The organism is Bacteroidia bacterium (assembly GCA_020852255.1).
Taxonomy (GTDB): Bacteria; Bacteroidota; Bacteroidia; order JADZBD01; family JADZBD01; genus JADZBD01.
In genome coordinates this window covers 78,063-104,526 of record JADZBD010000020.1, presented here as the reverse complement: position 1 = coordinate 104,526, position 26,464 = coordinate 78,063, and the positions used below count along the sequence as shown (strand labels likewise).

Below are 26,464 nucleotides of genomic sequence, written 5' to 3'. Positions count from 1 at the left end.
GGGCATTCCTCTTCCGGATTTCATTGTTTTAGAACGTCCCGAGATCCTGTGGACGTATGACCCCGAACCATTTCAGTATGCGCTCCCCTATTCCTTCTGCATCCACGTGAATGATGTACATTCCCCCTGCTATTGGAATGCCTGCTTCATTTTTCAGGTCCCATTCGGAAAATGTAGTCGTGGCGTCGTCACGGGTAATGGTTCTTACCAGCGTGCCGTTCAGCGTATAGATCCGGATCAGGCATTTCACGGGCAGATTGGTAATCTTGATACGGGTATCCGAACTGTTCTTCTCATAGGCAGAGTACCCATAATATGGATTGGGAACCACTTGAATAAGAGAAAGCGCATCGGCGGCTACGGGTTGGTTGTGTGTAGAGGATTTCAGATCCGATGTGGAAAAGGTATACATTGGGAAATTGGAATTTTCAGGTGCCGGGGAACCGTCCACCGCCCAGTCGGCCTTGTAAGGTTTTGCTACACGCAGCCGGATCTTTACCTCACATTCCAGGAGCGATCTTCCCTCCGCCAACAGGGGCATTCCCACCCACATGGCATCCCGGTAAACAAATTTCAGATCGGTGTTCATGGGATTGTAATTTCCGGTCGCGAGCTTAGAATGAATGTAGGCAGCACTGTCGTAACCCGGCATAAATCCCGCCCCCATTGAATGCCCGAATACATAGATGTAATGCTGTCCTCCGAAAATAGTTTCGAAAGGTGCGTCAGTAATCACTCCATCCGGATTCCAGATCAGGTCTTTTCCATTATGTCCGCCGAGAAAGGAATTTTCACCAAAGGCCATATTGAGTCGCTCACCCGTTTCCACATTGATGGCGTACCCGGGAAACCAGCCCAATCCCATCGTACCTGATCCATCCGGCTGCCCGTTCTTATCCACCGAAGGGTGTCTCCGGAGATGATGTTTTACAGCATTTCCTTCAGACAGGGTATTATCGTCGCACATTTCAAGCACTGCACACCGGGTCCATTTGCTTTTATCCGGTGTGATTACAATGTCGACGCCGGCCAGTTTAGAGAGCAGCGACAAATTATGACTTACGGCATCGAGCCAGGCTGGGCCAAATTGGTTTCTGGCACACATACGGTACGGAGCCCATGTGCCTCCTATCATCTTTTCATATACACCGTCGTCATCCAGTCCGCTCCCCACCACCTGATTCTGCGCATTAAGCGAATAATTGTAGTCGTTGAACTCGCCTCCTGCATGCGCATAACGTCCGGACCGAATCCAGTTCTGGTAAGAATGTCCGTCTTCATCTGGTATACCGGTAAGCCAGGGGCGCGCTGGATCCGAGAATTGCAGCGTTCCTTCAAGAAAGCCCCCGTCGGGAGAACCATTCCCTATTCCCGGAACCTGTTCAATCCATACGGAAATTCCCCATTCCGGAATGAGCTGTTCATTTCCGGATTGAATGGTCCGGTCTGAATTTTTCTGCACACCGCTTTGCTCGTTTTTTAATGTCCAAGTGGCCGTATTTCCTGTCCCGTTCAACCGGAAAGTGAAATCGGCATCCGGAACATTCAGCGGATCCACCACCTTGATCTTGACCGGTCCTCCCCCGTTTTCATACAGCGGACGGAAAGAGCGATGCACCGGAGAATTCAGTATCTCGTTAACGGTTTCAGACGTCAGATCCAGAATCAGACCTCCGTTCCCCTGTCCTTCTTCTCTTCTGAGCTTTGGGCCAATTCCATATGAAGATCCCTGGGATGTTCCGTATTGTTCAGGCGCAGGCAGGTGTGGTATGCCTTTATAAACCTTCACATTCTTTCTTCCCTGGAGATAGGGCTTCTTCTGACCATCCAGCCCCAGCGGGTTGGCCGGCTCATACTCTTTATAATTATTATACGCATACGCTACCACCATAAAATAATATTCCTTGTGATTCACCAGGCGGGGATCACCGGTGGCAAACTGGTCTGTACTGATCACAAATGAATGCAGGATCCCCTTGTTCTCTCCATTGACCTCTTCAACGGGTACATTTGCACCGAGGGAAGGATTGTAATAAAAGTTCACTAACTGCCCGACAGGTGCCCCGGCAGGATCAAAATTCTCCAAATCTACCTGCGCTGCCAGTCTCGCCAGATCGGGATTGTGAAGGTCCGTAACGGAAACGGAGGCATTCCGTAACTGGTAAATCTTGTATCCCTCAAAATTATACGTGTTATCCCAGGGCGGAATTACATTGACAGGAGAAATAATCGTAGGATCCGTCTCTTCATAGGATTCGTTGTAGTTATTACCCGTTACTTTATTTCCAAGATAGAGTATCAATTGCCTGTCCAGCTCCTGCAAGGTCAGATCGGGTGCATCCGGGCCATCAATGAGTTTAAAACAGTTGTTGAACAGAGCTTGTGCCTTTTCGTCTGCTTTTTTCAAGAGATCTACGGAAGCGAGGGCCCCTCCGGAGGATGCACGGGCCCATACCACACCCGTTGTGATGAAATTGACAGCACCCGGTTTCAAAGTAAAAGCTCCGGCCGACTGCAGAAAGCGTCGGTCATCCGGCTGTATACTCTCATACCAGTCGGGTTGCGGTGCAGCCCCCGATCCGAAACTTCCTCCTGTCCCCCACTCCCATTCATGATCGGAATCACCGGGAAACATAAAGTCACAGGGAGTAGTGCCGGAATACCCGTTACCTCCGTAGGTGATAGGGGTTCCATCTTTCCAAAAACCGCGCAGGTAACCGTAAATATCCATTCCGTTCTCCGGGTTGCCGCGCTCCGTCCAATCGTTGTTATAATAAACAAATTTCGACATGATGATCTGCTCCCCGATTTCATCCAGAAGCGAATCTCTGTCGTTATTAATTCCATCTCCAAAATCTGCCAGTGGCCCCATAAAAAAGTCAACACCGATAGCGGGTGGGTTAGAACCGTAACCGCCCTGATTCAACTCGTCATCATTATCTGCATTATAACAATATCCCAGCCCTTTCGGAACATCACAGCCAACATAATCATCTTTATAGTATCCGAGATCAGCATCAACCCACTGACCGAAGTAAGTCTGGTTGAGCTGGTAGGTAGAACGATTGATAATCTTATACTGGTAAAATGTCATGTCATTGATTTCATCGTTGGTGCTGAAAGCAAATGCCTGGGCCTGAATTTCCAATCCGATCGCTTCAGCCTCTGATTCCGTGTGAATGTTTCCCCGGTCATTGAATACCCACCAGATGGTTTCGTCACCGTAAATGTATCCCGTGCAGTCTCCGTCGGGAACGCTGTTCAGATTATATCCCGGGTAATCACCGGCTGACGGCTCATAAACATTGTCACCGTTCACATCTACAAAAGGAGCAAGCGTCTGACCATCGGGTCCTGTTCCGGGCCACGATGTGATATTCGCCGTTGGCGAAATAGTGCCCGCCACAAATTCTTCCACTTCCTTTCGTGTGATCTTGTAATGATGGTCATACCGCCGGCACATATCTTGTGTAATGCCTGCCATATTATCCAGAGGACCGGGCCAGAAATCGCTTCCACTCTGGCGATAGGTCATGGCTGCCACCTTTAGCTGGCCACCTGCATCAATTCCCCCAATCCACAACGATCCCGAGAACATAGAATGTTTACCCGATCCGCGCGGAATCTCATATTTCGGATTGCTCAGATCCCACCACATGTCGCCAGAAACGAGGACGGTTGTACGCACATTATTGACTGCAAGATCCATCTGGGATGTTCCGGGGTCACATCCGGAGCTCAACGATTGAGCAGGCGATTCTCTGCGGGGACCTGTTCCCGCGTTTTCCCGTGCGATAAGGAAAAATCCCGTGCCCATTACCAACGCACAAAACAAGAGTGACTTTTTCATGGCCTATGATTTTGAACTTAAACATCGGGCAGACCAGCGGGGGTAAGGCAAAGATGGGATGTAAGGAACGGGCAGAAAAACAAAGAAAAATTAATACTAAACGGGTCTGTTTCCTCCCGCCTAGACTCAGGTGGCAGGTTCTGCCTCATAAGTGGACGAAAAATCGGGTTATCTGGTAGTTAACGGAGTGGGATTTCCAGCAATGCCTTGGTGCTGAAAAATTCGCCCGGCATAATATCCGTCAGCCGGTGTATCCGCGTAGCTGGCGGTAAGGTCTTCATTTCTTCCTGCACCGGAAGCCCGCGCAAATACCAGAGTGCAGAATGCTTCCCCGCAGCCTTACCCCGGATCCAATTCATTACCTCCGGAATAGAAGTAACGGCCCGTGAGACCACATGATCAAAGCGTTCCTGCAGCTTCTCCACTCTTTCATGCTGTATTCGGACATTCTCCAACCCGGCAACGCCGGCCGCAGCCTTCGCCACTTTCAGTTTCTTGCCTACCGAATCAACGAGCAAAAAACGGGTTTGGGGAAATACAATAGCCAAGGGGATACCTGGAAACCCTCCACCGGTTCCAACATCCAAAACCTGTTGATCGGGCTGAAAGGCGGCAAAACGCGCGATGCATAGCGAATGCAGGATATGACGTTCGAAAAGGTTGCCAATATCCTTCCGGCTAATGACATTGATGCGGGCATTCCACTCCTCGTAGACGGCGCTCAGCGCGGCGAGCTGTGTTTCCTGCTCCGGTGTGATTTCCGGAAGTAAATGATGAAGCGAAGTCCTGTCAAACATCGTCCTTCTTTCGAAGCACCTGGTAAAGAAGCTCTCTGGCTCTGAAGAGCTGTGCTTTCACTGTTCCCACAGGCAGATCCATCTCCTGAGATATCTCTTCGTATGACTTCTCCTCAAAATACCTCAACTGAACCAACTGGCGGTAGCGGGGCTTAAGCTTGTCTACAATCGCCCGAAGATGTAACTCCTTTTGCTTTTTGATCACATTTTCTTCAGGATCTGACTTTTCATCGCGGATATCCAGCGTAATTTCTCCTCCTTCCTCATCGCGCATTGGCTTGTCAATGGAGAGCATATTCAGACGGTTCTTGCGTATAAAATCAATGCAGTTATTGGTGGCGATTTTGAAAAGCCAGGTAGAAAAGGCAAAATTCGGAGTATACTGGTGAAGGCGCTTGAAGGCTTTTCCAAATGCTTCAATGGTCAGATCTTCTGCATCGTCTTTATTATTCACCATTTTGAGCAACATAAAATAGACCGTATCCTTGTAGCGTCCCATCAGCTCTGCATAGGCCCGTTGGTCGCCTTTGTCGAGCGCTGATTTTACCAGGTTAAAGTCGTGCTGAGCCTTATCGGTCAGATTTCTTCCTTTATCGTCTCCTACTTCCTCCATTTATTTTTCTTTCTGAATCGGTTACTGATACTGATTACGGGGTAGAGAAACATAAGACATGCTTCATACACCGGGTAAAGCCAGAACAAGTCTTTTTCTCCCAACCTGCTCATACTTCTGAACATGATCACAGAGCGCAGCAACAGATGTACTCCAAATATCGCCAATACTATGATCAATTCAAATTGAAAAACAAGCAGGAACAGGAGAAGGAGATAAAACAGGTACTGGGAAAGACCAAACAGGCCTAAACGAAGACGTGTGCCTGCTTTATAATGACGGAATGTGGTACTGTGGCGGCGTTTCTGCCGGAGCCAATTGCGGAAGCTGGATTCCGGGATGGAAACGGTCATGCTTTCGGCAGTTGTCATGGCAACCGTATTTCCTGAAGTAGCGGCCTCATTCACAAACAGGTCATCATCACCGCTCTCAATATGATAATGTGAGGCAAATCCCTTCACTTTAAAGAAAAGAGAGCGTTTATATGCCAGGTTTCTTCCTACGCCCATGTACGGCACGCCGGCAGAGGCCATTCCAAGGTATTGCAGGCCGATCGTGAAGGCATCGAAACGGATGAGTTTATTGAGAAAACCAGCCGTTCTTTCATACGGTCCATATCCCAGAACAATGTCGCAATGCTGATCAAAGCTTTGCAACATATTGCGTATCCACTGGTTCGAAGCAGGCCGGCAGTCGGCATCCGTAAAAAGAAGGTATTCAGATTTTGCACCCTTTATCCCTACCATCACGGCTACTTTTTTACCGTGCGAGAAATACTGATCTTCTTTTATCGTGATTACACGCAGGGCAGGATACTGCTGTCCGAGGCTTTTCAATACCATCTCCGAATCATCCCAGGAACAGTCGTTGATCACAATGACTTCAAAATCCGGATAATCCTGTTGCATGATCAGGGGTATATTCTTTTCCAGGTTAGCCGCTTCATTTCGTGCGCAAATCAGTACGGAGGCGGGCGGTTCAGAAGCCGGCCTTTCTTTTTTACTCCGGAAGGCCACTCGGGAAAAATAGTACGCGAAGTACCAGACCTGCACCAGGGCGCACAATGCGAACGCACAAAAAACAATGAATACTATCCAACCTTGCTGATCTTCCGGCAGCTGCATGATCAAAAGTATCCCTAAGGCTTGTGCAGGAGTTGAGTATCTTTGGCAGGATTTAAACAAAGAAATTAACAAATCGTGGGCGAAAGACCCTGTAAATCAAGGTGTCAGAATTCTTCACCATCATAAAAAAGGACGAGAGAAGTGCCGCCAGAACGGGACTTATTCGCACGGATCACGGTGAAATTCCCACACCGGTATTTATGCCTGTAGGAACAGCGGGTACAGTGAAGGCCGTGCACCAGCGAGAACTAAAGGACGACATTGCGGCTAAGATCATTCTTGGAAATACCTACCACCTGTATTTAAGGCCCGGCACCGCACTTCTGCAAAAATCGGGCGGCTTGCATCGCTTCATTGGATGGGAGTTACCCATTCTTACCGACAGCGGAGGTTATCAGGTCTTTTCCCTTGCGCAAAACCGCAAACTCACAGAAGAAGGTGCGCGTTTTGCTTCACATATCGACGGTTCGGCGCATTTATTTACCCCCGAGAGTGTAATGAAGATGCAAAGGGAGATCGGTGCCGACATTGTTATGGCCTTCGACGAATGCACCCCCTACCCTTCCATGGCATCCCTTGCGGAGCATTCCATGGAACTCACCCACCGCTGGCTCCGGCGATGCATGGAGGCATGGAAGGAAGGATTACCACTTTATAATTACCGGCAGTTTCTTTTTCCCATCGTTCAGGGATCGGTCTACCCTGACCTGAGGAAGCGTTCAGCGGAATTTGTCGCCTCCTGTGATCTTCCCGGTAATGCCATTGGAGGACTTTCGGTAGGGGAACCGGCGGAGATCATGTATGAAATGACGGCACTTTCCTGCGGTATTCTGCCGGAAAATAAGCCCCGGTATCTGATGGGTGTGGGTACCCCGGCCAACCTGCTGGAGTGCATTGCCCTTGGGGTGGATATGTTCGATTGTGTGATGCCCACCCGCAATGCCCGCCATGGCCTCCTTTTCACAGGCGAGGGCATACTGAATATCAAAAACGAAAAATGGAAGGAGTACACCGGTGTTCTTGATGCCAACGGCACTACTTTTGTGGATAAGGCCTATTCCCGGGCTTATTTGCGCCATCTTTTCGCTGCGGAGGAAATCCTGGCCATGCAAATCGCGACCATTCACAACCTGGGATTCTATCTTCACCTGATGAAGGAAGCACGCACCCATATAGAGAACGGAAGTTTTGCAACCTGGAAAAACAAGATGGTCCCGAAGCTCCAAGCCCGATTATGATATGATGAAGATCCTGGACCGGTACATTCTGGCGAAGTTCCTCGGCACCTTCGTCTTCACCATTTCTCTGGTAATGATGATCGTGGTGGTTTTTGATGCTTCCGAGAAACTCGGAGATTTCATGGACCGCGATGCACCGCTTCGGGCCATTGTCTTTGACTACTACTTCAATTTCATTCCCTTTTTTGCTAACTTCTTCTCTCCCCTCTTTGTATTTATCGCTGTGATCTTTTTTACCAGCCGGATGGCATCGCGTACGGAAATAGTGGCAATTCTCAGTAGCGGCATAAGTTTTAACCGTATTGTTTTCGTCCCCTATTTTATCGGAGCCTCGCTGATCGCCCTTCTCTCGCTCTACATGAATCACTTTGTTATTCCTAATTCAAATAAAGTACGGCTGGAATTTGAGGAGACCTATATACGGAATCAGTTTCGGAATACAGAACATCACATTCACCGGCAGATCAGCCCTGACACCCGTATTTATTTCAGCAATTTTGACGCGGAGCGGGATATCGGTCACATGTTTTCCATTGAGCAGTTCCGTGATGGTCAGCGAACCTATTACCTGAAGTCGGAATACATTCAGTGGGATTCCCTAAAGCAGAAATGGAGCATTCACAATTACTTCATCCGCAAAACAGACAGCCTGAAGGAATCTATCCGACGCGGTTTTGTGCTCGACACTGTGCTGAATTTCAGCCCTTCCGATTTCAAGCAGCGGCTCACCAGCATTGAGCGTATGAATTGGAATGAACTGAACAGTTTTATTGAAGAAGAACGAAAGAAAGGATCCATGAATATTGACGCCTATGAGGTGGAAAAACACCGGCGTACGGCATTCCCCTTCGCTACCTTCATCCTGGTACTCATCGGTGTTTCAATTGCCAGCCGGAAGGTGCGCGGAGGAATTGGGCTGCATATTGGACTGGGAATAGGGATCGCCTTCACCTTTATCTTATTTATGCAGGTGGCAGCCCAGCTCAGCATCAAAGGGGGCTGGCCGCCCATGATCACACTCTGGACTCCCAACATCCTCTTTGGTATCCTTGCCGTGTATCTTCTTCGCAAGGCCCCGAAATGATTTTGTAATTTCGCCTGCATGTCTGTAAGCGGAAATCTTGCCCGTCTTAAAAAAGCATTGCCTCCCGGCATAACACTTGTTGCTGTTACCAAAACCCATGGTACGGATAAGATCATGGAGGCATATGAGGCAGGGCAACGGGATTTTGGAGAAAACCGGGTTCAGGAACTTCTTCCAAAAGCACAAGCCCTCCCCAAGGATATCCGCTGGCATCTGATCGGACACCTGCAGTCTAACAAAGTGAAGTACATCGCCCCCTTTATCCATATGATCCATTCCGTTGATTCCTCCGGATTGCTTTCAGAGATCAGCCGGCAAGCGATAAAATGTGAACGAACCATCCCTTTTCTGATTCAGGTGAGAATTGCAAAGGAAGAATCCAAATATGGTGCCTCACTCAAGGAGGTTCAGCATTTAACAGAACAGTGGAAAAACGGGCAGTTTCCAGGAACTTTGCTCTCCGGATGCATGGGAATGGCCAGCCTGACCGATAACGAAATGGAGATCCGAAAGGAATTCACCGGATTGAAAGAAGTATTTACACAGCTTAATGCTTCTGCACCCGATATGAAAATACTGTCCATGGGTATGAGCAGCGACTGGCCGTTGGCTGTTGAATGCGGAAGTAATATGATCAGGGTGGGAAGTTCGATTTTCGGACAGAGGTAATATGGATCTCTCCGGAATACCTTTTGCAGGAGAAGCCGCCGCAGTGCTTACAACCATTAGCTGGACCATTTGCATTTTTCCGTTTACGGCCGCATCGCGGAAATTGGGTGCTGGCCCCCTGAATCACTTCCGTTTATTACTTGCCTGTACGATTCTGACCATCCTGCTGCTTGTGTTTTCAGAAGTCCCTTCTGTTTCGGTCAGCGATTTCACAGGAGGAGGCGCCCCTTTCTGGTTCTTCATCTCCGGAGTAATTGGGTTAGCGCTGGGAGATTACTTTGGCTTTTCAGGTTTTGCGATCCTGGGACCGCGGGTGGGAAGTGTTTTTACTACGCTGGCACCGATCGCCACACTTTTTGCCGGATGGTTTTTGGTAGGTGAACGTATCAATCCGGTGGGACTGCTGGGGATTACAGTCACCATTCTAAGTGTGACTGCACTGTCATTTTCTAAAGCAGAAATATTAAAAGTTAAGGAATCGGGACATGGAAAATTCCGGCACGGCGTATTTTACCTCATTCTCTCCTCATCCTGCCAGGGTATAGGTCTGGTGCTCGCAAATAAAGGATTCTCTGTAGCAAGTCCGGATTCACCTGACCCCGTTCAGGCGACCTGGATGCGAATGGTCGCTGGTACAGTGGTGATCTTTTTTCTAACGATCGTCTCCGGTAAACTGCCCGAAATTGCCCGACCTGTTCTTCAAAACCGTCAAAACGGTAATTGGTATGCACTGGCCGGCACCCTGTTTGGTCCGGTAGCAGGCGTAATGCTTTCCATGCTCGCCGTTTCTCTTCTGAAGAATCAACCCAGCATCGCTCAAACTATATTTTCTCTTCTTCCTGTGATGGCATTACCTGTAAACTACATGCTCTACCGCGAAAAGGTTGGATGGAAACAGGTCGCGGTTGTTGCCGGAGCCTGCGGCGGCGTTATTATTCTTGTATGGAGAGATGCGGCCGCATCCTTATTTCTTCTTAATTTCGCTCAATAACCCGGAAAAGTGGAAAAAGAAGAAAACAAAGGATACAGGATAGTGGAAACATCCAGTTACAACTCCCTGTTTTTTACCGGGGGGAAGCAGAAGAAGGAAGGATTCACAGGAGTTCACAGAAAAAACCTTGTTGATCTTCTCACCCATCCTTCCCATAAGGAAAATAAAGAACTTCTACTGAAAGAACTCCGTTGCGCCGCAGGCGTGGCTTTACTGATTGAAGCCATTCACGATCACCGGGGCGACCCCCGCCTTGCGGCGCTGGTTGCGGCCTGTTGGGAATGCGGCGAAGATATGTCAGAACACCTTCAGCTTTTCATCACTCTGGCCACGGCTGAGCCGTTGCCGGTGGCACTTGAAGCACTGTCAGTTATCGAGGAGATACAGAAGATTCCGCCGGGGTTTACACTGCCGGAAAGCAGCCAAACAACGGAACATGAGCGGCAAAATGAAAGTCCTGAACGCCAGTTTATTCTCGGCGAGATATCAAAGCATCTCCATGAGATCAGCTCACACTCCGGGTAACACATGGCAAGTAAACCTGTTCTGCTCTTTGTTTGCCTTTTTTTCGTTAGCCTGACCTCCTCTTTCTCACAAGAACTTTCTCCCCGCGTAGAAAAAAAGCTCCTTAAAAAAGCGCGTTATCATTTTAACACCGGTTCCTATTACAAGGCGCTTGAGACCTACCGCGAACTTCTCCGGACAGACAGTACAAAAAAAATCTATCTTTTTGAAGCCGGACTCGCGCTCTACTATTCCAACTTTGAGAAGTCCGGAGCGCTTCAGTACATGACCGGAAGTCAAAGGTATTCAGCAGGCGACACCATCCCTGAAACCTTCTTTATTATTGCGGAGATCCAGCACCTGAACGGGCAATTTGAAGATGCCCTTAAAAATTACAAAAGGTATAAAACCCTGCTGGAAGAACATGGCGTCTATTCCGACGGAAAAATAAAACAGGATATTCCTGAGGAAATTGATCAGAAAATCGCCTGGTGTAATACAGGTATTCGCCTCAGAGATTCAATGAATGAAACCCTTACACTGCCTGGTGACAATACAAAAATTGTTTTCCATATTACTCTTCTGGATTCCAATGTAAACAGTCCGTTCGATGATTATTCCACATTACTCTCCCCTAACGACGACCGCCTCTACTTTACAACCCGGCGAAAAGACGGGATAAAAAATTATGTTGACTTCTTTGATATCAAGCACTTTGAGGATATTTATATCTCTGATCGTTCCGGGGAAAAATGGGCGCCTTCCGTTCCTTTACCCGGCCAGGTGAACACAACCAACCGCCATGAAGCAACGAATTTTCTTAGCAAGGACGGAAAAACACTCTATCTCTACCAGGGTATACGAACCGGCACCATGTATATCAGTACCGAGGAAGGAGGACAATGGAAGAAGCCCTTAAAAATCAAAGGAGCCGGGCTTAATTCCAAACATTGGGAGACTTCTCTCTCGTTTTGTATCTCTAATGATCAGATCATGTATTTTGTAAGTGACCGGCCGGGTGGGTTTGGAGGAAGAGATATCTACACCTGTAAGAAAAATCCGGATGGCAGCTGGGGAGAACCGGAGAATATGGGAGTGCGTATTAACACCAAGTATGACGAGGACGGACCGTATCTTACTCCCGATGGAAAAACACTGTATTTTTCTTCCAACGGGCCGGGCTCCATGGGTGGATTCGATATTTTTAAATGCACCCTAACCAATGGTCAATGGTCGGCACCGGAGAATCCTGGCATACCGGTCAACTCCACTGCCGACGATATTTATTTTCACTTCAGCCATTCCGGAAAATCCGCATTTCTGTCATCTTCACGTTTACATGAGCGATTCACAGATATGAATATATACTACCTGGAGGAAGTCAGAACGGATACCTCAGTGCTTCTGCTGGCGGGAGATACCCTGCGCGGAGGATTGACTATTCACACCACTCCTCCTGACACGTTTGGGCACCCGGACCGTCCGAAAGATACCGCGAATGTGTTAAAAAAACCTAATCCCCCTGCGCCATCTGTGCGTATGGCTCCCCCTGTTTATTTCGATTTTGACAAAATTTCGATCCAAGGAACGCATCAGGCGGAACTGGACCAGCTGGTATCTGAAATGAAGAAAAAGCCTGAACTCAGTATCGAACTTCAGGGCCATACCGATGGCAAAGGAGGCACTCTTTATAATGAGAATCTATCTGTTAGGCGGGTGAGAGCGGTACAGGACTATCTGGTCCGTTCAGGCATAGATCCTTCGCGGATCAGCACCCAATACTTCGGGGAATCACAACCCGCGTTTCCCAACACTACCGTGGAGAACAGGAAGAAAAACAGGCGTGTGGAAATTCTCATCCACGTAAAACCGTAAATTAACTTCCTTTATGGAATTTCCGGCGTGGGAGCATCGTATAGATAGCTAAAAACCACAACGCCATGAAAACCATCGTATTTTCCTTTATCGCCATTCTAATGCTGGCATCCTGCGGAGCAAACTCCGACGAGAGCGGGATCAACCTGTTCACGGTTGAAAAGAGCATGACTGAACCCCCCGCTTTGGAGGAATATGCCCCGAAAGACGCAGGCGGGAGCACCTTTGATGTAATCAGCTCACTGAAATCGGACGGCACCTTTCGTTTGACGGGAAACATGCAAACTAAAACCCCGTCTATGGTTATCAGGAATGCGAATATCAGCATGCGGGTGACAGATTACATCCGCTCGCGCAGCGATCTGGAAAAACTTGTAATGTCGCGCAACGCCTACATTTCAAATGAGAACGAGCAGCGTTCGGAGTATTCCCGCAGTAACGACGTTGTCATCCGGGTAAGCAATCAGGATTTCGCTCAGCTGGCTTCAGATCTCACCGCCCTGGGAGCAGAAGTACATTCACGGAACCTGACTGCTGAAGATGTTGGTAAGACCTATTTTGATCTGGCAACACGCCTCAAAACAAAAAAGGAGGTGGAAGCCCGTTATATTGAATTACTGAAGCGGGCAACCACGATCAAGGATATACTTGAAATAGAAAACAACATTCGCATTATCCGTGAAGAAATCGAAGCCAAGGAAGGGGAAATGAAATACCTGGCCGATCAAACTGCATGGAGCACCATTCAGGTACATTTTTACGAGACACTTTCCGGCGGAACAACACCCACCGATGAGCCGGGCTTCTTCAGTAAGTTGAAGGACAGCGTGCTTTCAGGCTGGAACGGCCTGCAGGGATTTATTTTGGGATTCGTTGAAGCCTGGCCTTTCTGGATGATTTTTGCCGGTTCAATCTGGCTTGGCATTCGCACCACCCGCAAACTGATCCGAAAGTTCAGGCCGGCTCCGAGTTCTCAAACTCCTTCCTCGCATGCCTGATATCCTGCAATATCTCTTCCCTGAGCATAATTATACCGGACAGAAGGGATGCTTTGCGGCTGAATAAAGCCCAAAGCATCCATCTGCCCCGGAGAGTTGTGAATCGTCTCCAGTAATAAAATGCGAATAATCCGGAAAAAGGAAGGGAAATCACATACGCTGTGAGTACGGGAAATGTGAACCATTCCGGAAGATAGCGGTGCAGAAAGAATGCCTGCAACCCGTAAAAGATAATAACGAGGAACAAGCCCGAAAGCATATTCATCCCTCCAAACCACTCCACATCCCTGGAAATCGATCGGCTAATGACCGAGGGCAGGCGAAAAGGGATATAATTATTCAGAAAGCCGAAAAGAAAAAAGGGAAATCCAATCAGGAAATAAAGGAAAGTCCCCGCCTGCTTCCACCATCCGATGCGCTTCCCTGAAAGGATATGATGATTAATGTTCAGCCGGTCAAGGAGATCAAAGTACTTGTCTATCTTGCGGGATATCACTTCTACATTCGCCGGATCCTTCTCCTTAAAATGTAGTACCGCCTCTGCGATTTTTCGGGTAAGTATAAAATCCTGCTCTTTATCCCGGCTGCTGTATCCCAATTCGCGAAGCAATTCTGCTTTATAGATACGCTCAACGGACTTAACGAGCTGGTCTACGGTTTCATCTTCCAACGCAATGGTTAGTTCTTCCAGCTTCTTCCGGATACATTCGGTGAGGGCACTTACAGCGGCAACAGGTTCGCGGCGGAACGACTCCTGGTAATCCGCAACTCTGATCGGCGTGGAAATATTTACAAACACATCTGATTGAAAACGATGAGAAGCCGAATAATTGAGTCCTACACAAAGAATCTGAATCCCAAGCTTGAAATCATTCCGGGCCTCCGTATCCAAAGCGATCCGGGCCGTACCTGTCTTAATCTTTTGCAACTTACGCTGGGCAAAGCTAACACCTTCCGGAAATATCAGCAGCTTGCCCCCCTGCTCCAGGTGTTCATAGCACCGAATAAACGTTTCCTTATTCTTATGAATCTGGGAGGGATCATCATGAGCACGGTGCACAGGAATCATACCCAGTTTCGGGAATATCCAGCGAGCCGGACCTTTAAACACAGTCGCCTTGCTCAAGAAGAAAAAGCGAGACCGAAGAGAGGCGCCAATAACCATTGGGTCCATGAGCGTACCCGGATGATTTGCGACCGCAATAAAAGGACCTTCCTGCGGTTCGTGTTCTGCGCCCCGTACTTCTCTCTTCCGGAAATAGATCCGAAGCGAAAGAGTGATCAGAGGTTTTAGCAGAAAATAGATCATCAGAAATAGAATGGATGTACATCCAGTCTTCCGCCGGAATACCGGAGTGCGGGAAACGGAATCTTTACGAATCCAAAGGAACGCAATATCTTTCCAAAAACAGAATTCCGGATCCCCGGAATGCGCCAAAGATCGGCGTCAAGGGAAAAGTACCATTCACGTTCACGTACAAACGGATCATTGACCTCCGGCCGGCCACCTACCATTCCTGTAGCACCGTACCCGAACGCTACATTGAACCAGTGCGGTACAGAGGAGGCAGAAAAAAAAGACCGGATATTCAGTGAGAGCCAGCAGGTTTGTCCATTATAATCTTTCAGGATGCGCTCCGCAGAGGATTCTCCCAGTAATTCCGGACGGCTGGCCGCAAATGAGGTCAAATGAGCAGAAAATTTTGGTGTGATTCGCGTGTCGTTCCATGCATACACCTGTGTAATATATAGCGCAGATCCCGTCACATTCGCGATCATATCGCCTGTTGAAAAGCCCCAGCCGGAAGAGAAACCGTCAAGAATCTCTATTATTCCCAGGTACATCGTACCGAGTCCGCCGCCCCAAAGTAGAGAACGATTTTTTTCCATTCCGGACCATTTAAACAAATGATGGCCAAACTGCCCGATATGGAAAGCAGACAACATGTGTCCGGTTTTGTCCATCTGAAGCCACTCTGCGTTATCATTAAAAAAGTGAAACGATTCTTTCGGATAGTTGGAATACCAGGCATTGTTCAGTACCCAAATAGAAGCACCCGAACCTGCCAGAATTACGCCGGCGGTACGGTATTTTCTCCCGGCCGGTATACTGTCCTGAGACGCTACGACCGGCAGGCTAAGAAGAAGAAAGCACACAGAATAATAATACTTCACCGCCTAAAGGTATCAAAACGGGAGCGCTTTTTAAAAACCAAAAGTCAGACCAATAGATGGCAGTACGTTTCCGCTTTCGTTCTTCAGCATTGTGAGCTGGTAGCGCGATGGATCACCCGGATCAACAACAGGGTTACCCGCATCATCTCGCAGCACATCTAAGTACGGTGCGAGCTCTGCTTTGAACGCATATACATTTTGTACGTCGAGATAAATATTCAGCCACCATTTAGTGCGGTTAATTCGCTTATCCAAACGAACATCCATCTGGTGTATTGCAGGATTTCTCTCCGTATTAAGAAGATCATAATCAGGCAGTCCGCGGCCGGTCACATCCCATACCGCTCGCAAGCCGGAGCGCAGGGTATCATATGGGGTGTACGGTCCCCCGCCGAGGTATCTCCATTTAAAGCCTACTTCCCAACCCTTTCCCCACTTCTTACCTCCTGTTAAAGTAATAAGATGATTATTATCCCAGCTGCTTGGAACCCTATTCCCATTCTTATCCGTAAATTCACTTCTAACGTAAGTATAGGAGAGAATTCCATAAAAACCTTTTTTTAGCTTCTGCTGGAACATGAACTCCAGTCCGTACGCCACTCCCGATGACGTTGACGTAACCGGAGCATTCCCGATAACGCCGAAATCGGCTCCAAGGTTTGCAAGGCAAACCGAATCATCCGTCAGAAAAGGATAATCAGAATAATCTTTAAAGAAACCTTCCAGTGTAATCCGACGGTTGCTGCGGTTGTTCCATTCCAGTCCGGCCACCCCGTGATCTGAGCGTATATACTTAACACCATTGTTCTTATTGATCAGCGTGCTAAAGGAATCTCTGTAGCCCAATACAGTATAAGGGGGGAGTTGGAAATAGCGGCCTGCATTCATGTTCAGTGAAAAATTACCCGCAAAATTCCAGGAAACGGACAGGCGCGGTGAAAGATTCCCCGGATCAGTGGTTGTACTGCTGTATGTGGAACCGTCGTGGCGCAGACCACCCGAAACACCGATTTTGTTATCTGCAAGGCTTTTGGAGAACTGAACAAATGCGTGATACTTTACAAAGTTTAACTCCGAAGAATAATTCACCAGCAACAACCCCGACGGCAATGAAATTTTATTAAAAGTGCTGTTAGAATAGGATACATACTCTCCTCCCACTCCCGAAATAATCCGCCAGCCGTTACGCAAATACACGCTTTCCAGTCTCAACTTTGTCTCTGACTCTGAAGAAACATAATCTTGTATTTTATTTGTATCAGAAGCCCGGTTATTATTAAAATACTTTTGCGCTTTATTCTCCAGGCTGCTATGGCTCAGTATCAGACTCTGATAGCTGTGTTCACGGTAGTGCTTCAATACGGCTCCTGTGGTATAGGACCATTGTTTATACTCCGGAAGATTATTGAGAAGATATTTCTGAAAGGGAGTTTCATTGGCATCAAGGTTCAATTCAAAATCATCAAAGGCTCCCAATCCTATAATTGTTAACTCATTTTTTGCGTTCATCCTGTATTTAATCTTGAACTGTAGGTCATTATAAATGGGAAGAAACGGGAGCTGCAGGGCGGTAAAAAGGTACTGCAAGTAAGACCTCCGGTAGGAAAAAATTCCGCTAGCCTTTTTGCCCAGAGGGCCATCGAATGAAACGCCAAGATCAGAAGCCCCGATGGTTAGGTTTCCGGAGAATCTTTCCGGATTTCCCTCCTTCAGGCGGATCTCCATAACACTACTGAGGGCATTGCCCCTGCCGGCAGGGAAAGCACCGGTGTAAAAATCCACTTCCTTAATAAAATTGACATTGATCATTCCTACCGGTCCGCCGGAAGATCCCTGCGTTGCGAAGTGATTAATATTTGGTACTTCTATTCCGTCAATAAAAAAGCGGTTTTCATTTGGCGCCCCACCCCGTATGATCACATCATTCCGGAAGGAAGGCGTTCCGGCCACCCCGGGCAAGCTCTGAATAACTTTGGATATATCCCGGTTGCCGCCCGGATTGCGCTCAATTTCATCTTGTCCGATATTTCTAAGGGAAACCGGACTCTCTGCCGTTTTACTGAAGGGAGATGTTGTGATCTCCACTTCTCCCAGCTCCAAACTTGACTCTTCCAGTTCAACGTCCAGCACGCTTACACTTCCGGGATTCACCCGCACCTCGTACAGCACGCGTGGAACGAATCCAACCATACTGAATTCAATTGTATAAACTCCCGGAGCCAGATTCTTCAGCACATATTTTCCTTCCTCATCTGCACTGGCAGAAATCAGCGAATCTCTGACCTTGATCACCGCAAATGGCACAGGTTCATTGCTGATCCCATTGCTGACCCGCCCCGATACAGATCCTTTCTGAGCAAGAGCATATCCGCCCCACAAAATAAACAAAAGCAGTGTCAGGTGTTTCACTCTATATAGCTGTAAGTACTCTCTTCGCCTCTTCCAGAATCGCAATAGCTTCTTCCCGTGAGCCGGATTCGGCATACGTTCTCAGCACAGGCTCAGTTCCGGAAGCGCGAATCATGAGCCATTCCTTGTCTGAAAAATAATACTTCCATCCGTCAATGTCCTCCGTACGGATCACCTTGTATTTCCCTATTGCATTCACCTTTCCCGACCGGCAATATGCGACGATCCTGTTCTTCAGGTCTTCATCCAGGTGAAGATCATACCGTTCAAATGAAAAATCCCCGGTAATCCGGTAGACATCCCGGATAAGTTCCTCCAGTGACTTTCCGCTCTTCGCCATATACTCCCAAATAACAAATCCCATCCACAAGCCGTCTCTTTCCGGAATGTGACCCTGAATGGCAATTCCACCTGATTCCTCCCCACCCAGTAGCACCTTTTCCTTCAGAAAATACCCGGCAATGTACTTGAAGCCGATTTTTACTACTTCCAGCGGAATTCCAAAATGAGCACACATCTTCTGGACGCGCGGTGTAACTGAAAAGGCGGTAACCACCTTGCCCGTCATCCTTTTCTCTTCCACCAGATATTTAATGAGCAGAAGTATAATATGATGTGAGTCGATAAAGTTTCCTCTGCTGTCGTACAGTCCGATCCTGTCCGCATCGCCATCCGTTGCCAGACCACACTGAATATTTCCTCGCTGGCGGATCAATTCACTGAATTCCTGCAGATTTCTGTGAATTGGCTCCGGCGCCAGTCCATCAAAGCTCTCCTTGTGTTCGCAGTGAAGCATAATTGTTTCGGGAAACAAACGCCGGATTACATTCTGCCCGGCTCCGTACATGGCATCATAAGCAAAAGTCAAACCCGAACTTCGAATCAGTGCAAGATCAAAATGCTTTTCTACATGCGCAATATATTCGTCCTCGAGCGGCACGATCTCAGGCATTGGTCCTTTTACCGGCATTTGCACTGTATCCGGTATCATCTCTTCAATTTCCTGAATCTTTTCCGGGAGCAGCGGACCACCATATCCCCCTTTCAGTTTATACCCATTGTATTCGGGTGGATTATGTGAAGCGGTGATAACCACTCCAAGCGAAGCATCCCGGTTCTTCGCTCCGAGAGAAACCATGGGAGTAGACACAAACCCCTCGGCCAGGTATACCCTAACACCATGCGATAACAAGACCCGTGCTGTAACTTCAGCGTAAATGGCACCATTTCGTCTGCAATCATGTCCAATCACGCAGGAGGGAACTGTAAAATTCTTTTTCAACCACCGACCGGTAGCGTCAGCAACCCGGGCTACATTTTCTTCTGTGAAGTCCTTTCCGATGATAGCCCTCCAGCCATCTGTTCCAAATTTAATTTTGTCCATACTTATTTTTTAATTCCCCGTTTATCCAGCGCTGCCTGGTATTTCTTAGCATTTTTCAAATGTTCGTCGTACGATGTTGCAAAGTTATGCCTTCCTGAAAAATCATCCTTTGCGCACATGAAAAAATAATCACTGGTCTCGTAATTCAGCACTGCATCAATGGAGCTAATGTCAGGAATATTCAGCGGACCGGGAGGAAGTCCCGTGTTTTTATACGTATTGTACGGCGAATCTATTTCTTTATGCTTGTTCAGCACTCTTCGGATACTGAAATCGCCGTGAGCATACATCAGGGTGGGATCGCTTTCCAGCGGGTGCTTCTGCCTGAGCCGGTTAAGATAAAGGCCGGCAATTACCGGTCGTTCATCAGCAAATACCTGCTGTTCTTCCTGCACTATGGAAGCCAGAATACTTACCTGAGACTGACTGAGTCCGATGTCTGTGGCCTTTTTCTTCCGCGCATCATTCCAGAATTTTTTATATTCAGATGCCATGCGTTTCATAAACTCCTCTGCGGAGGTGTTCCAGTTGAATTGATAGGAATCAGGGAGAAACATTGTCAGAATCGTGGAAGAATTAAAACCAAATTGCGTTTGCAGATAATCCTCATTGCTGAGCAATGCCAGAATAGAAGCGCTGTCGGCTTCCAGATTTCTGCTCACGCGTCCGGCCAGTTGTTCCTTCCACCTGATGTTATTGAATGTTACCATGACCGGCTCCTGTAAACCTGCCCTCAGCATATTGACGAGTTCATTATTGTTCATGCCGGAACGGATTTTGTACCTGCCGGGTCTTACTTTCCGGTCGTATTGTTTCCGCTTCGCCACCCTATCAAAGGAAGTAATATCATTAATATATCCGCTTAGCTTCAGGTTTGTAAGCACCTCTTCGTACGTGGCGCCGGTGGCAATGAAGAAGTAGGGATCATTCTTCACATTCGTGTTGGCGGAATATACCATCCTATACACGTAGTACCCTCCCCCCGCTCCTGCCAGGAGCAGCAACAAGGTGGACCAAAGTAGAATCTTTCTGGCTTTCCTCACCATGTAAGTTTTCCCATTTCTTCTGCAAATTTACTTCCTGGAAACTTTTCTTTTACACGATCCCGCCAGAAATTATACTTTTCCCTGTCTTTCCGGTAATAATACAATCTTAACATATTATTCATAGCAGATTCATAGTCCGGATCCAGTTGGAGTGATTTTATAAAACACACCTCGGCCTCGTTGTCCTTTTTATCCATGAGATAAAGAATACCCATGTTTGACCAGGCCACGGAGAATGTGCTGTCCTCATCCAGAATAAACTTAAACTCCTTACGAGCTCTGTCCAGTTCTCCCAACGCAATCAAAACCGCGCCGTATTTGTTATGGAATTCAAGGTTGAATGGCGACAATTCAACGGCACAACGGTAGCATGTTTCTGCCAACTTAAAATTTCCGGTTTTATAATAGCTTTCACCAATTCTGTAAGCCGTCCATGCGTCTCCGTTGGCCGGACTTCCGATTTTGAGTGATTTCAGAATTGCTTCTAATCCGATTTTTTCAGTCAGCTCAAGCATGCTCCGATGATCCATCCGGATAAAATAGTAATGTACCCACACGGCAGGTTGTTTATAATTGTCCACCCCGCGCTTCAGGAAAAGTAAAGCAGAGTCAAGGTAATAAGAAGCTTTGTTAAATTTCTCATACTGGTACAAGTAGGCACGGGCGCGCATGAGGTCATCCGGATTTGGGTTATTTACGGCCGACAATCCAAGAAATTTGCGCAGCTCTTCCTTCTCCCCGGAAGCGATCTTGGGCTTTTTTCTTATAAAATGATCCGTGACAGTTACATGCGGAATATCTATAGAGCCCGAACGGGGCATATGGCAGGAAACACAATTATTACCCTTGGACATCCGCTTGTTGTTGTCTTCTGAGCAATCGGAGGCTGAAGGATGACAGGACCGGCAGGAATTATTAAAAACCTCCGTCCCGGTTTTTTTAACGCTGATGTGAGGATCGTGACAGGTAGTACACGTAAGAACCTTGCCGTTTTTCCCGATGAAACAAGCGGACATTTTAAGCCGGTCAGCGTGAGAGGCCATAATAAAATCTTCCTCCCCGCCTTCATACCGCGGAAGAAATACAGTCCAGTAGTCCGATAGTTTCATTCCCGGACGAAACGAGAAAAAATCCTTTCCCGGCATGAGTACCGCATTCCCCTGGAGATGACATCGCTGGCAAAGATCGAAAAGAAGATCCGGACTCAGTCTTCCCGGGTGAACAATGGAAAAATCCGTGCCTCCTGTCGTTTCAGGTATTTCTCCGGCCAATCGTCGGCGCACATGGATGGAACCGGGACCATGGCAACGTTCGCAACTGATTCCGTCCGGGATCTTTGTGTATTTGTTTTCACTGCCCGGAACCGGTTCCGGGAATGAATTATGGCAGGTGAGACATTCATCACCGATCTTCCGGCCGAAACGAGCGTTCGCTCCGTTTTCATATCCCGGTGGCAGATCCCACTTTCCTTCCTGGGTATAAAAGGTCATGGGCGCCTGGCAGAGGTAGCCGTTTACACTGAACAAATGGGAATTCGTATGCTGTCCGGATCCAATCACATAATCCATACGATGCTTCCGCGAATGAACCGTGTCCTTACCTTTCAGGCGAAATTCCTCCATCATCATCCTGTCATTCTCCCAGTACATTCTGTACCACATATCCAACTGTTTGTCAAATACAAGGCTGTGGGAAAAATCTGCGGCGCTTTTCTTTCGTGTAGCGCTGTCGAAAGACATTCCCATCCCTGTCCTGCTGAAGTGATCAAACTTTTCCTTATGGCAGGAAGCACATACCTTCCCTCCTACATAGGTAGCGGAATCGCCATGATTTAGCCAGCCTGTGGTACGTTCCGTAGTATCCAAAGAGGCACTATCCGGACCACATCCGCAGGCAAACATCAATACATAAACAGAAAAAAGCCAGCAGTAGTTACTCATTCCGGAGCCGTTGATAGAAAATCTCATTCACATATCCTTCCGCAGTTCTAATCCATTGCTTTTTAAGACCTGTTTGAACAAATCCGCCCGATTCGAACAGTTTCTGACTCGGAATATTATCTGCTGTAACTCCTGCATAAAGTTGCCGAAGTCCGAGTACCTTAAATGCGTATTCCACCAGCAAATCCAGTGACTCTGCACCAATTCCCCTGCCTCTGGCCTCTCTGGAGATGAGTACGCCTACCCCTGCCCGTAAGTGCGCCGGCTCGAAATCAAAAAGATCGATACAGCCCAATCGGCTCTGGTCGTTTATCGAACAGATAACCAGGCGTAACTGCCGGGTGGAATAGATATCCTGATGAGAAGAGAGGATGTATTGTTCCAGCACATGTCTTGACCAGGGTGTTAGTGTATTACTCACCCGCCAGACCTCTGGGTCATTTTCCCACTGGTACAGTGCGTCTACATCAGAGGGTTCAAGGGCCCTTAAAAAAATGTTTCCCCCTTTGATCATTTTTGCTAATTTAGTCATTAATTAAACGTCCTTACTGTCTGAAGATGAACGTCTTAACTGACATTTATTTCCGCGATCTTTCCGGGGGTACCCGTTTCGAAGAATTTATCTCCCAACTTCCCGCCCCGGATGCTGCTATCGGATACTTTGGCAGTTATGATTCCGGGCGGCTCAATGCCACCCTTCAGGAGATGAAAACATATCTTGGAGAAAGGGGAGCGGAATTAAATTCCGCAAAGCGCGCCTATTCCATGGCGGTGGAATGTTTTGATAATATCCGCAATTATTATTCCTTCCATCCTGCGGATAAAAACATGGCCTTATTGTCTCTGACTGTAGAGGGAAACCATTATTGTATTACGGCAGGGAATTCGATCAGTCGTGAGGACGCGTTTCATCTCCGTAAAAGACTGGAGATACTCCATACCCTGAACGCAGAGGAACTGGACCGTGAATTTCTGGAGACGCTTTTACTTCCTGCACGCGCACGGGCAAAGGGAGCTGGATTAGGGCTTATTCTCATGGCCCGTCGGAAGGGAAACTTTGTGGATCACTACTTTGAGGAATTGCCTCACACCTCGTTCTTTTACATACGCATCAAATTAGCAGCCTGACATTATGGAAAAACTACATATTGAAGCCACGGAATTTTCCCCGCTGATTCATCTGGATCCGTTTTCTGACACACTGGAGATTCGCGGAGAATCGCGGCCGGAGAACGCCCGAAAATTTTTTCAACCTGTGCTGGAATGGCTGGATAACTATAGCAAGGTGCTCTATTACATGAAGTCTGACAAAGGGGATGCGTACAGCAAGGATCTGCTTTTTACATTTGCGTTCGACTACCTCAACTCTACCTCGCTCAAGTTCGTATATGATATTCTTAAAAAGATCGAATCCCTTTCAGCCAACGCTACTTCGGTGACCATACTCTGGTTGTATGAGGCGGGTGATGAGGATATGAAAGAAAATGGCGAAGAACTGGCCAAGCTGGTGAAACTGAAATTCCGTATCGAAGAGGGGCAATGAAGCGCCCTGTTTATTCTGATCTTTTCCATTCCTGGGCACTCGATCCGGAGATTACATTCCTGAACCATGGATCGTTTGGCGCCACTCCGGTTGCTGTTCTGAAGAAACAAGAAATGATTCGCCGCAGAACGGAGTCTGAGCCTGTACGATTTTTCATCCGGGAACTGGAATCCATGTGGGATCAAGCGAGGGAAAGTGCAGCCAGCTTTCTCGGAGCCGGTCCTGACAATCTGGTATTGGTCAAGAACACTACGATGGGCGTGAATACGGTTATTCGCAGCCTGCGTCTGGGGAAAGGAGATGAGGTACTCTTTCATTCACATATTTACGGAGCCTGCTTCAATACCTGGCAGCGGTATGCAGAGGAACGCGGTTATTCCATTCGGCCGGTTAAAATACCCTGGCCGCTGAATTCGGAAGAGGAACTTATTTCCACGCTTACCGCAGCGATTGGTCCGGCTACCCGTATGCTTTTTATTGATCACATTACCTCCTCTACGGGACTTATTTATCCGGTAAAAGAAATAACACGACGATTCAAAGAAAAGGGAATTGCTGTATTTATTGACGGAGCACACGCGCCCGGTATGCTGGATCTGAACATTGAATCCATTGGCTGTGATTACTACACCGGAAATGCGCACAAGTGGATTTGCTCTCCAAAAGGTTCTGCCATTTTATGGGTTCATCCTTCCTGTCAGGATGCTATTCACCCGCTGCAATGGAGCCATGTCTACGACCGGAGTCCGGATTGGGTCAGACGTTTCTTTTGGCCCGGAACGGACGATTATTCCGCCATGCTCTGCATTCCGGAAGCCATTACAACGATGGGAAACCTGTTACCCGGAGGATGGCAGGCACTTCGAAAGCGGAACAGGGACCTTGTGCTTGCTGGAAGAAACATGATTTTATCCACACTTGGAGCAAAAGCTCCGGCACCTGATTCTATGATCGGACATCTTAGCACAATTCCCTTGTGTGATACTCCTCTTCCTCCGCACGGATTCAATTACGTGCACCCTGTACAGGAGCGTCTTTTCCGCGAATACGGCATTGAGGTTCCGGTATTCGTGTTTCCGAAGGATGCCCCCCGTGCGCACATCAGAATATCTGCCCAGGCATATAATCATATCAGCCAGTATGAATACCTGGCCGGGGCTATAAAGAAGATTCTGGGGTAACTGGATTAATTAAAGCTTTCCCGCTTGAACACGGCATCCGTTAGGTTATTGTATTTAAGCGATATCTCGAATCCACCCCGCATATTGGAAGCAGAACGGTAGGAGCTGATGTTCACATCGTAAGAGATGCCGATGCTGTAGTCGGCCATTTCAAAAAAGAACTGAGGTATTACAGCATCTTTGTGGCGGTAATATGCGCCAAAGTATACGGCATTCTCAGATTTGAATCCTGTAATCTTTGTAGCCTGATTCAGGCGGTAACGTACAAGCATTCCGAGATTCAGTTCCTGGTGTGGTCCCTGCATTTGAAAAAGAAGAGAAGGCAGCACGCCCCAGGCGGTTCCTTTAAAGTCGTATCTCATATTAAGATGTCCGAGGTATTTCATAAATAATTTATCAGTGGAATTGGAAAAAGACCAATCCGGGGTGTTAACATGAAAAACCGTGGCACCAGCATTGATAAAAAACATCTCTCTCCCGGAAAAGCTGAACTCGCTGTTATTGTACTCATAAAAAACACCAGCAGAAAAATCAGGGTACCAGTATGAGTTAGTACCTCCGGTTTCATTGTTCGGGAGAGCGGGGTCGTACCCCTGCCCTGTGCCGGTATACTGATTTCCCCACAGAAGCTCACTGTAGTCAGCCGAATGATTTCCGGCACCACCCTGCAATCCCATTCCCAGCTTCGTCCGCCGGCTCAACATAATAACTCCGGAAGCAGAAAGCTGGATACTGTTATTTCGGATGTTGATGTCGCCTGCACGGTCGGAATAAAACGACAAGCCACCACCCAGAAGACTACCCTTTTTTTTCATCCGGTATACCGGCATGTCGAAGGAAGCTGCAAAGGTCTTGAAGGGTGCTCCTGCAGCCACCCATTGATTCCGGTAATTCATAACGGCTCTTACCCGGCCCGGAAAGTCTCCGGCGTAGGCAGGATTCACGAATAAGGGAGCGTTTCTGAACTGTGAAAAATGAATATCCTGCGCACGGGAAGAAAGCATCGCCCAGATACAAAAAACAACAGGGAGCAGTTTTTTCAT

General features: G+C 47.8%; 22 protein-coding genes. 10 read left to right on the top strand and 12 right to left on the bottom strand.

The window, feature by feature from the left end; genetic code table 11:
* Positions 1 to 28 precede the first annotated feature (28 nt).
* From IT233_12045 to IT233_12030, 4 genes are all read right to left on the bottom strand, one after another.
* The gene (locus IT233_12045; GenBank protein MCC7303364.1) at positions 29 to 3,850 is read right to left on the bottom strand and encodes a T9SS C-terminal target domain-containing protein; all 3,822 of its coding nucleotides are present in this window, start codon (positions 3,848 to 3,850) and stop codon (positions 29 to 31) included.
* A gap of 179 nt (positions 3,851 to 4,029) precedes the next feature.
* A complete protein-coding gene (gene rsmG / locus IT233_12040) occupies positions 4,030 to 4,647 on the bottom strand; it encodes a 16S rRNA (guanine(527)-N(7))-methyltransferase RsmG (GenBank protein MCC7303363.1) in 618 nt (205 codons plus the stop codon).
* A complete protein-coding gene (locus IT233_12035; GenBank protein MCC7303362.1) occupies positions 4,640 to 5,260 on the bottom strand; it encodes a sigma-70 family RNA polymerase sigma factor in 621 nt (206 codons plus the stop codon). Before IT233_12035 ends, rsmG begins: the two co-directional genes overlap by 8 nt.
* Entirely contained in the window at positions 5,248 to 6,384 is a 1,137-nt protein-coding gene (locus IT233_12030; GenBank protein ID MCC7303361.1) for a glycosyltransferase, read from the bottom strand. The genes IT233_12035 and IT233_12030 overlap by 13 nt, the downstream gene beginning before the upstream one ends.
* A gap of 101 nt (positions 6,385 to 6,485) precedes the next feature.
* Here IT233_12030 and tgt point away from each other — a divergent pair, with 101 nt between their 5' ends.
* The 7 genes from tgt (at position 6,486) to IT233_11995 (ending at position 13,743) form a co-directional block, all read left to right on the top strand.
* On the top strand, positions 6,486 to 7,622 hold the full coding sequence (gene tgt / locus IT233_12025; protein MCC7303360.1) for a tRNA guanosine(34) transglycosylase Tgt: 1,137 nt from the start codon (positions 6,486 to 6,488) through the stop codon (positions 7,620 to 7,622).
* A 4-nt stretch (positions 7,623 to 7,626) separates the two neighbouring features.
* On the top strand, positions 7,627 to 8,706 hold the full coding sequence (locus IT233_12020; protein MCC7303359.1) for an LptF/LptG family permease: 1,080 nt from the start codon (positions 7,627 to 7,629) through the stop codon (positions 8,704 to 8,706).
* Positions 8,707 to 8,724: 18 nt separating this feature from the next.
* Entirely contained in the window at positions 8,725 to 9,375 is a 651-nt protein-coding gene (locus IT233_12015) for a YggS family pyridoxal phosphate-dependent enzyme (GenBank protein MCC7303358.1), read from the top strand.
* A gap of 1 nt (position 9,376) precedes the next feature.
* A complete protein-coding gene (locus IT233_12010) occupies positions 9,377 to 10,366 on the top strand; it encodes a DMT family transporter (GenBank protein MCC7303357.1) in 990 nt (329 codons plus the stop codon).
* Positions 10,367 to 10,375: 9 nt separating this feature from the next.
* The gene (locus IT233_12005; GenBank protein ID MCC7303356.1) at positions 10,376 to 10,891 is read left to right on the top strand and encodes a hypothetical protein; all 516 of its coding nucleotides are present in this window, start codon (positions 10,376 to 10,378) and stop codon (positions 10,889 to 10,891) included.
* 3 nt (positions 10,892 to 10,894) lie between these two features.
* Positions 10,895 to 12,745 (top strand): OmpA family protein, encoded by a 1,851-nt coding sequence (locus IT233_12000; GenBank protein MCC7303355.1) that lies wholly within the window; start codon positions 10,895 to 10,897, stop codon positions 12,743 to 12,745.
* 65 nt (positions 12,746 to 12,810) lie between these two features.
* Positions 12,811 to 13,743 carry a DUF4349 domain-containing protein gene (locus IT233_11995; protein MCC7303354.1) on the top strand — a complete coding sequence of 311 codons (933 nt, stop codon included), beginning with the start codon at positions 12,811 to 12,813 and terminating at the stop codon, positions 13,741 to 13,743.
* Here IT233_11995 and IT233_11990 read toward each other — a convergent pair.
* From IT233_11990 to IT233_11960, 7 genes are read right to left on the bottom strand one after another with little or no spacing between them, the layout of a single operon-like run.
* A complete protein-coding gene (locus tag IT233_11990; GenBank protein ID MCC7303353.1) occupies positions 13,700 to 15,052 on the bottom strand; it encodes a 1-acyl-sn-glycerol-3-phosphate acyltransferase in 1,353 nt (450 codons plus the stop codon). The two genes, IT233_11995 and IT233_11990, sit on opposite strands and share 44 nt — an antisense overlap.
* Positions 15,052 to 15,918: a DUF2279 domain-containing protein gene (locus IT233_11985; GenBank protein ID MCC7303352.1), complete on the bottom strand. Its 867-nt coding sequence runs from the start codon at positions 15,916 to 15,918 to the stop codon at positions 15,052 to 15,054. The genes IT233_11990 and IT233_11985 overlap by 1 nt, the downstream gene beginning before the upstream one ends.
* 30 nt (positions 15,919 to 15,948) lie before the next feature.
* Positions 15,949 to 18,402, bottom strand: coding sequence for a TonB-dependent receptor (locus tag IT233_11980; protein MCC7303351.1), 2,454 nt, complete (start codon positions 18,400 to 18,402; stop codon positions 15,949 to 15,951).
* A complete protein-coding gene (locus IT233_11975; protein ID MCC7303350.1) occupies positions 18,329 to 19,711 on the bottom strand; it encodes a phosphoglucomutase/phosphomannomutase family protein in 1,383 nt (460 codons plus the stop codon). The genes IT233_11980 and IT233_11975 overlap by 74 nt, the downstream gene beginning before the upstream one ends.
* Before the next feature lie 2 nt (positions 19,712 to 19,713).
* Positions 19,714 to 20,757, bottom strand: coding sequence for an endolytic transglycosylase MltG (gene mltG, locus IT233_11970; protein MCC7303349.1), 1,044 nt, complete (start codon positions 20,755 to 20,757; stop codon positions 19,714 to 19,716).
* Entirely contained in the window at positions 20,751 to 22,724 is a 1,974-nt protein-coding gene (locus IT233_11965) for a pilus assembly protein TadD (protein MCC7303348.1), read from the bottom strand. Before IT233_11965 ends, mltG begins: the two co-directional genes overlap by 7 nt.
* Entirely contained in the window at positions 22,690 to 23,211 is a 522-nt protein-coding gene (locus IT233_11960) for a GNAT family N-acetyltransferase (protein MCC7303347.1), read from the bottom strand. The genes IT233_11965 and IT233_11960 overlap by 35 nt, the downstream gene beginning before the upstream one ends.
* A 44-nt stretch (positions 23,212 to 23,255) precedes the next feature.
* On the opposite strand from IT233_11960, the gene IT233_11955 reads away from it, so the two are divergent.
* The 3 genes from IT233_11955 to IT233_11945 are packed head-to-tail and all read left to right on the top strand — an operon-like array spanning position 23,256 to position 25,421.
* On the top strand, positions 23,256 to 23,825 hold the full coding sequence (locus IT233_11955) for a hypothetical protein (protein ID MCC7303346.1): 570 nt from the start codon (positions 23,256 to 23,258) through the stop codon (positions 23,823 to 23,825).
* A 4-nt stretch (positions 23,826 to 23,829) separates the two neighbouring features.
* A complete protein-coding gene (locus IT233_11950; GenBank protein MCC7303345.1) occupies positions 23,830 to 24,240 on the top strand; it encodes a DUF1987 domain-containing protein in 411 nt (136 codons plus the stop codon).
* The gene (locus IT233_11945) at positions 24,237 to 25,421 is read left to right on the top strand and encodes an aminotransferase class V-fold PLP-dependent enzyme (protein ID MCC7303344.1); all 1,185 of its coding nucleotides are present in this window, start codon (positions 24,237 to 24,239) and stop codon (positions 25,419 to 25,421) included. Before IT233_11950 ends, IT233_11945 begins: the two co-directional genes overlap by 4 nt.
* Positions 25,422 to 25,426: 5 nt before the next feature.
* Here the strand turns inward: IT233_11945 and IT233_11940 are convergent, their stop codons facing one another.
* On the bottom strand, positions 25,427 to 26,464 hold the full coding sequence (locus tag IT233_11940) for a PorP/SprF family type IX secretion system membrane protein (GenBank protein ID MCC7303343.1): 1,038 nt from the start codon (positions 26,462 to 26,464) through the stop codon (positions 25,427 to 25,429).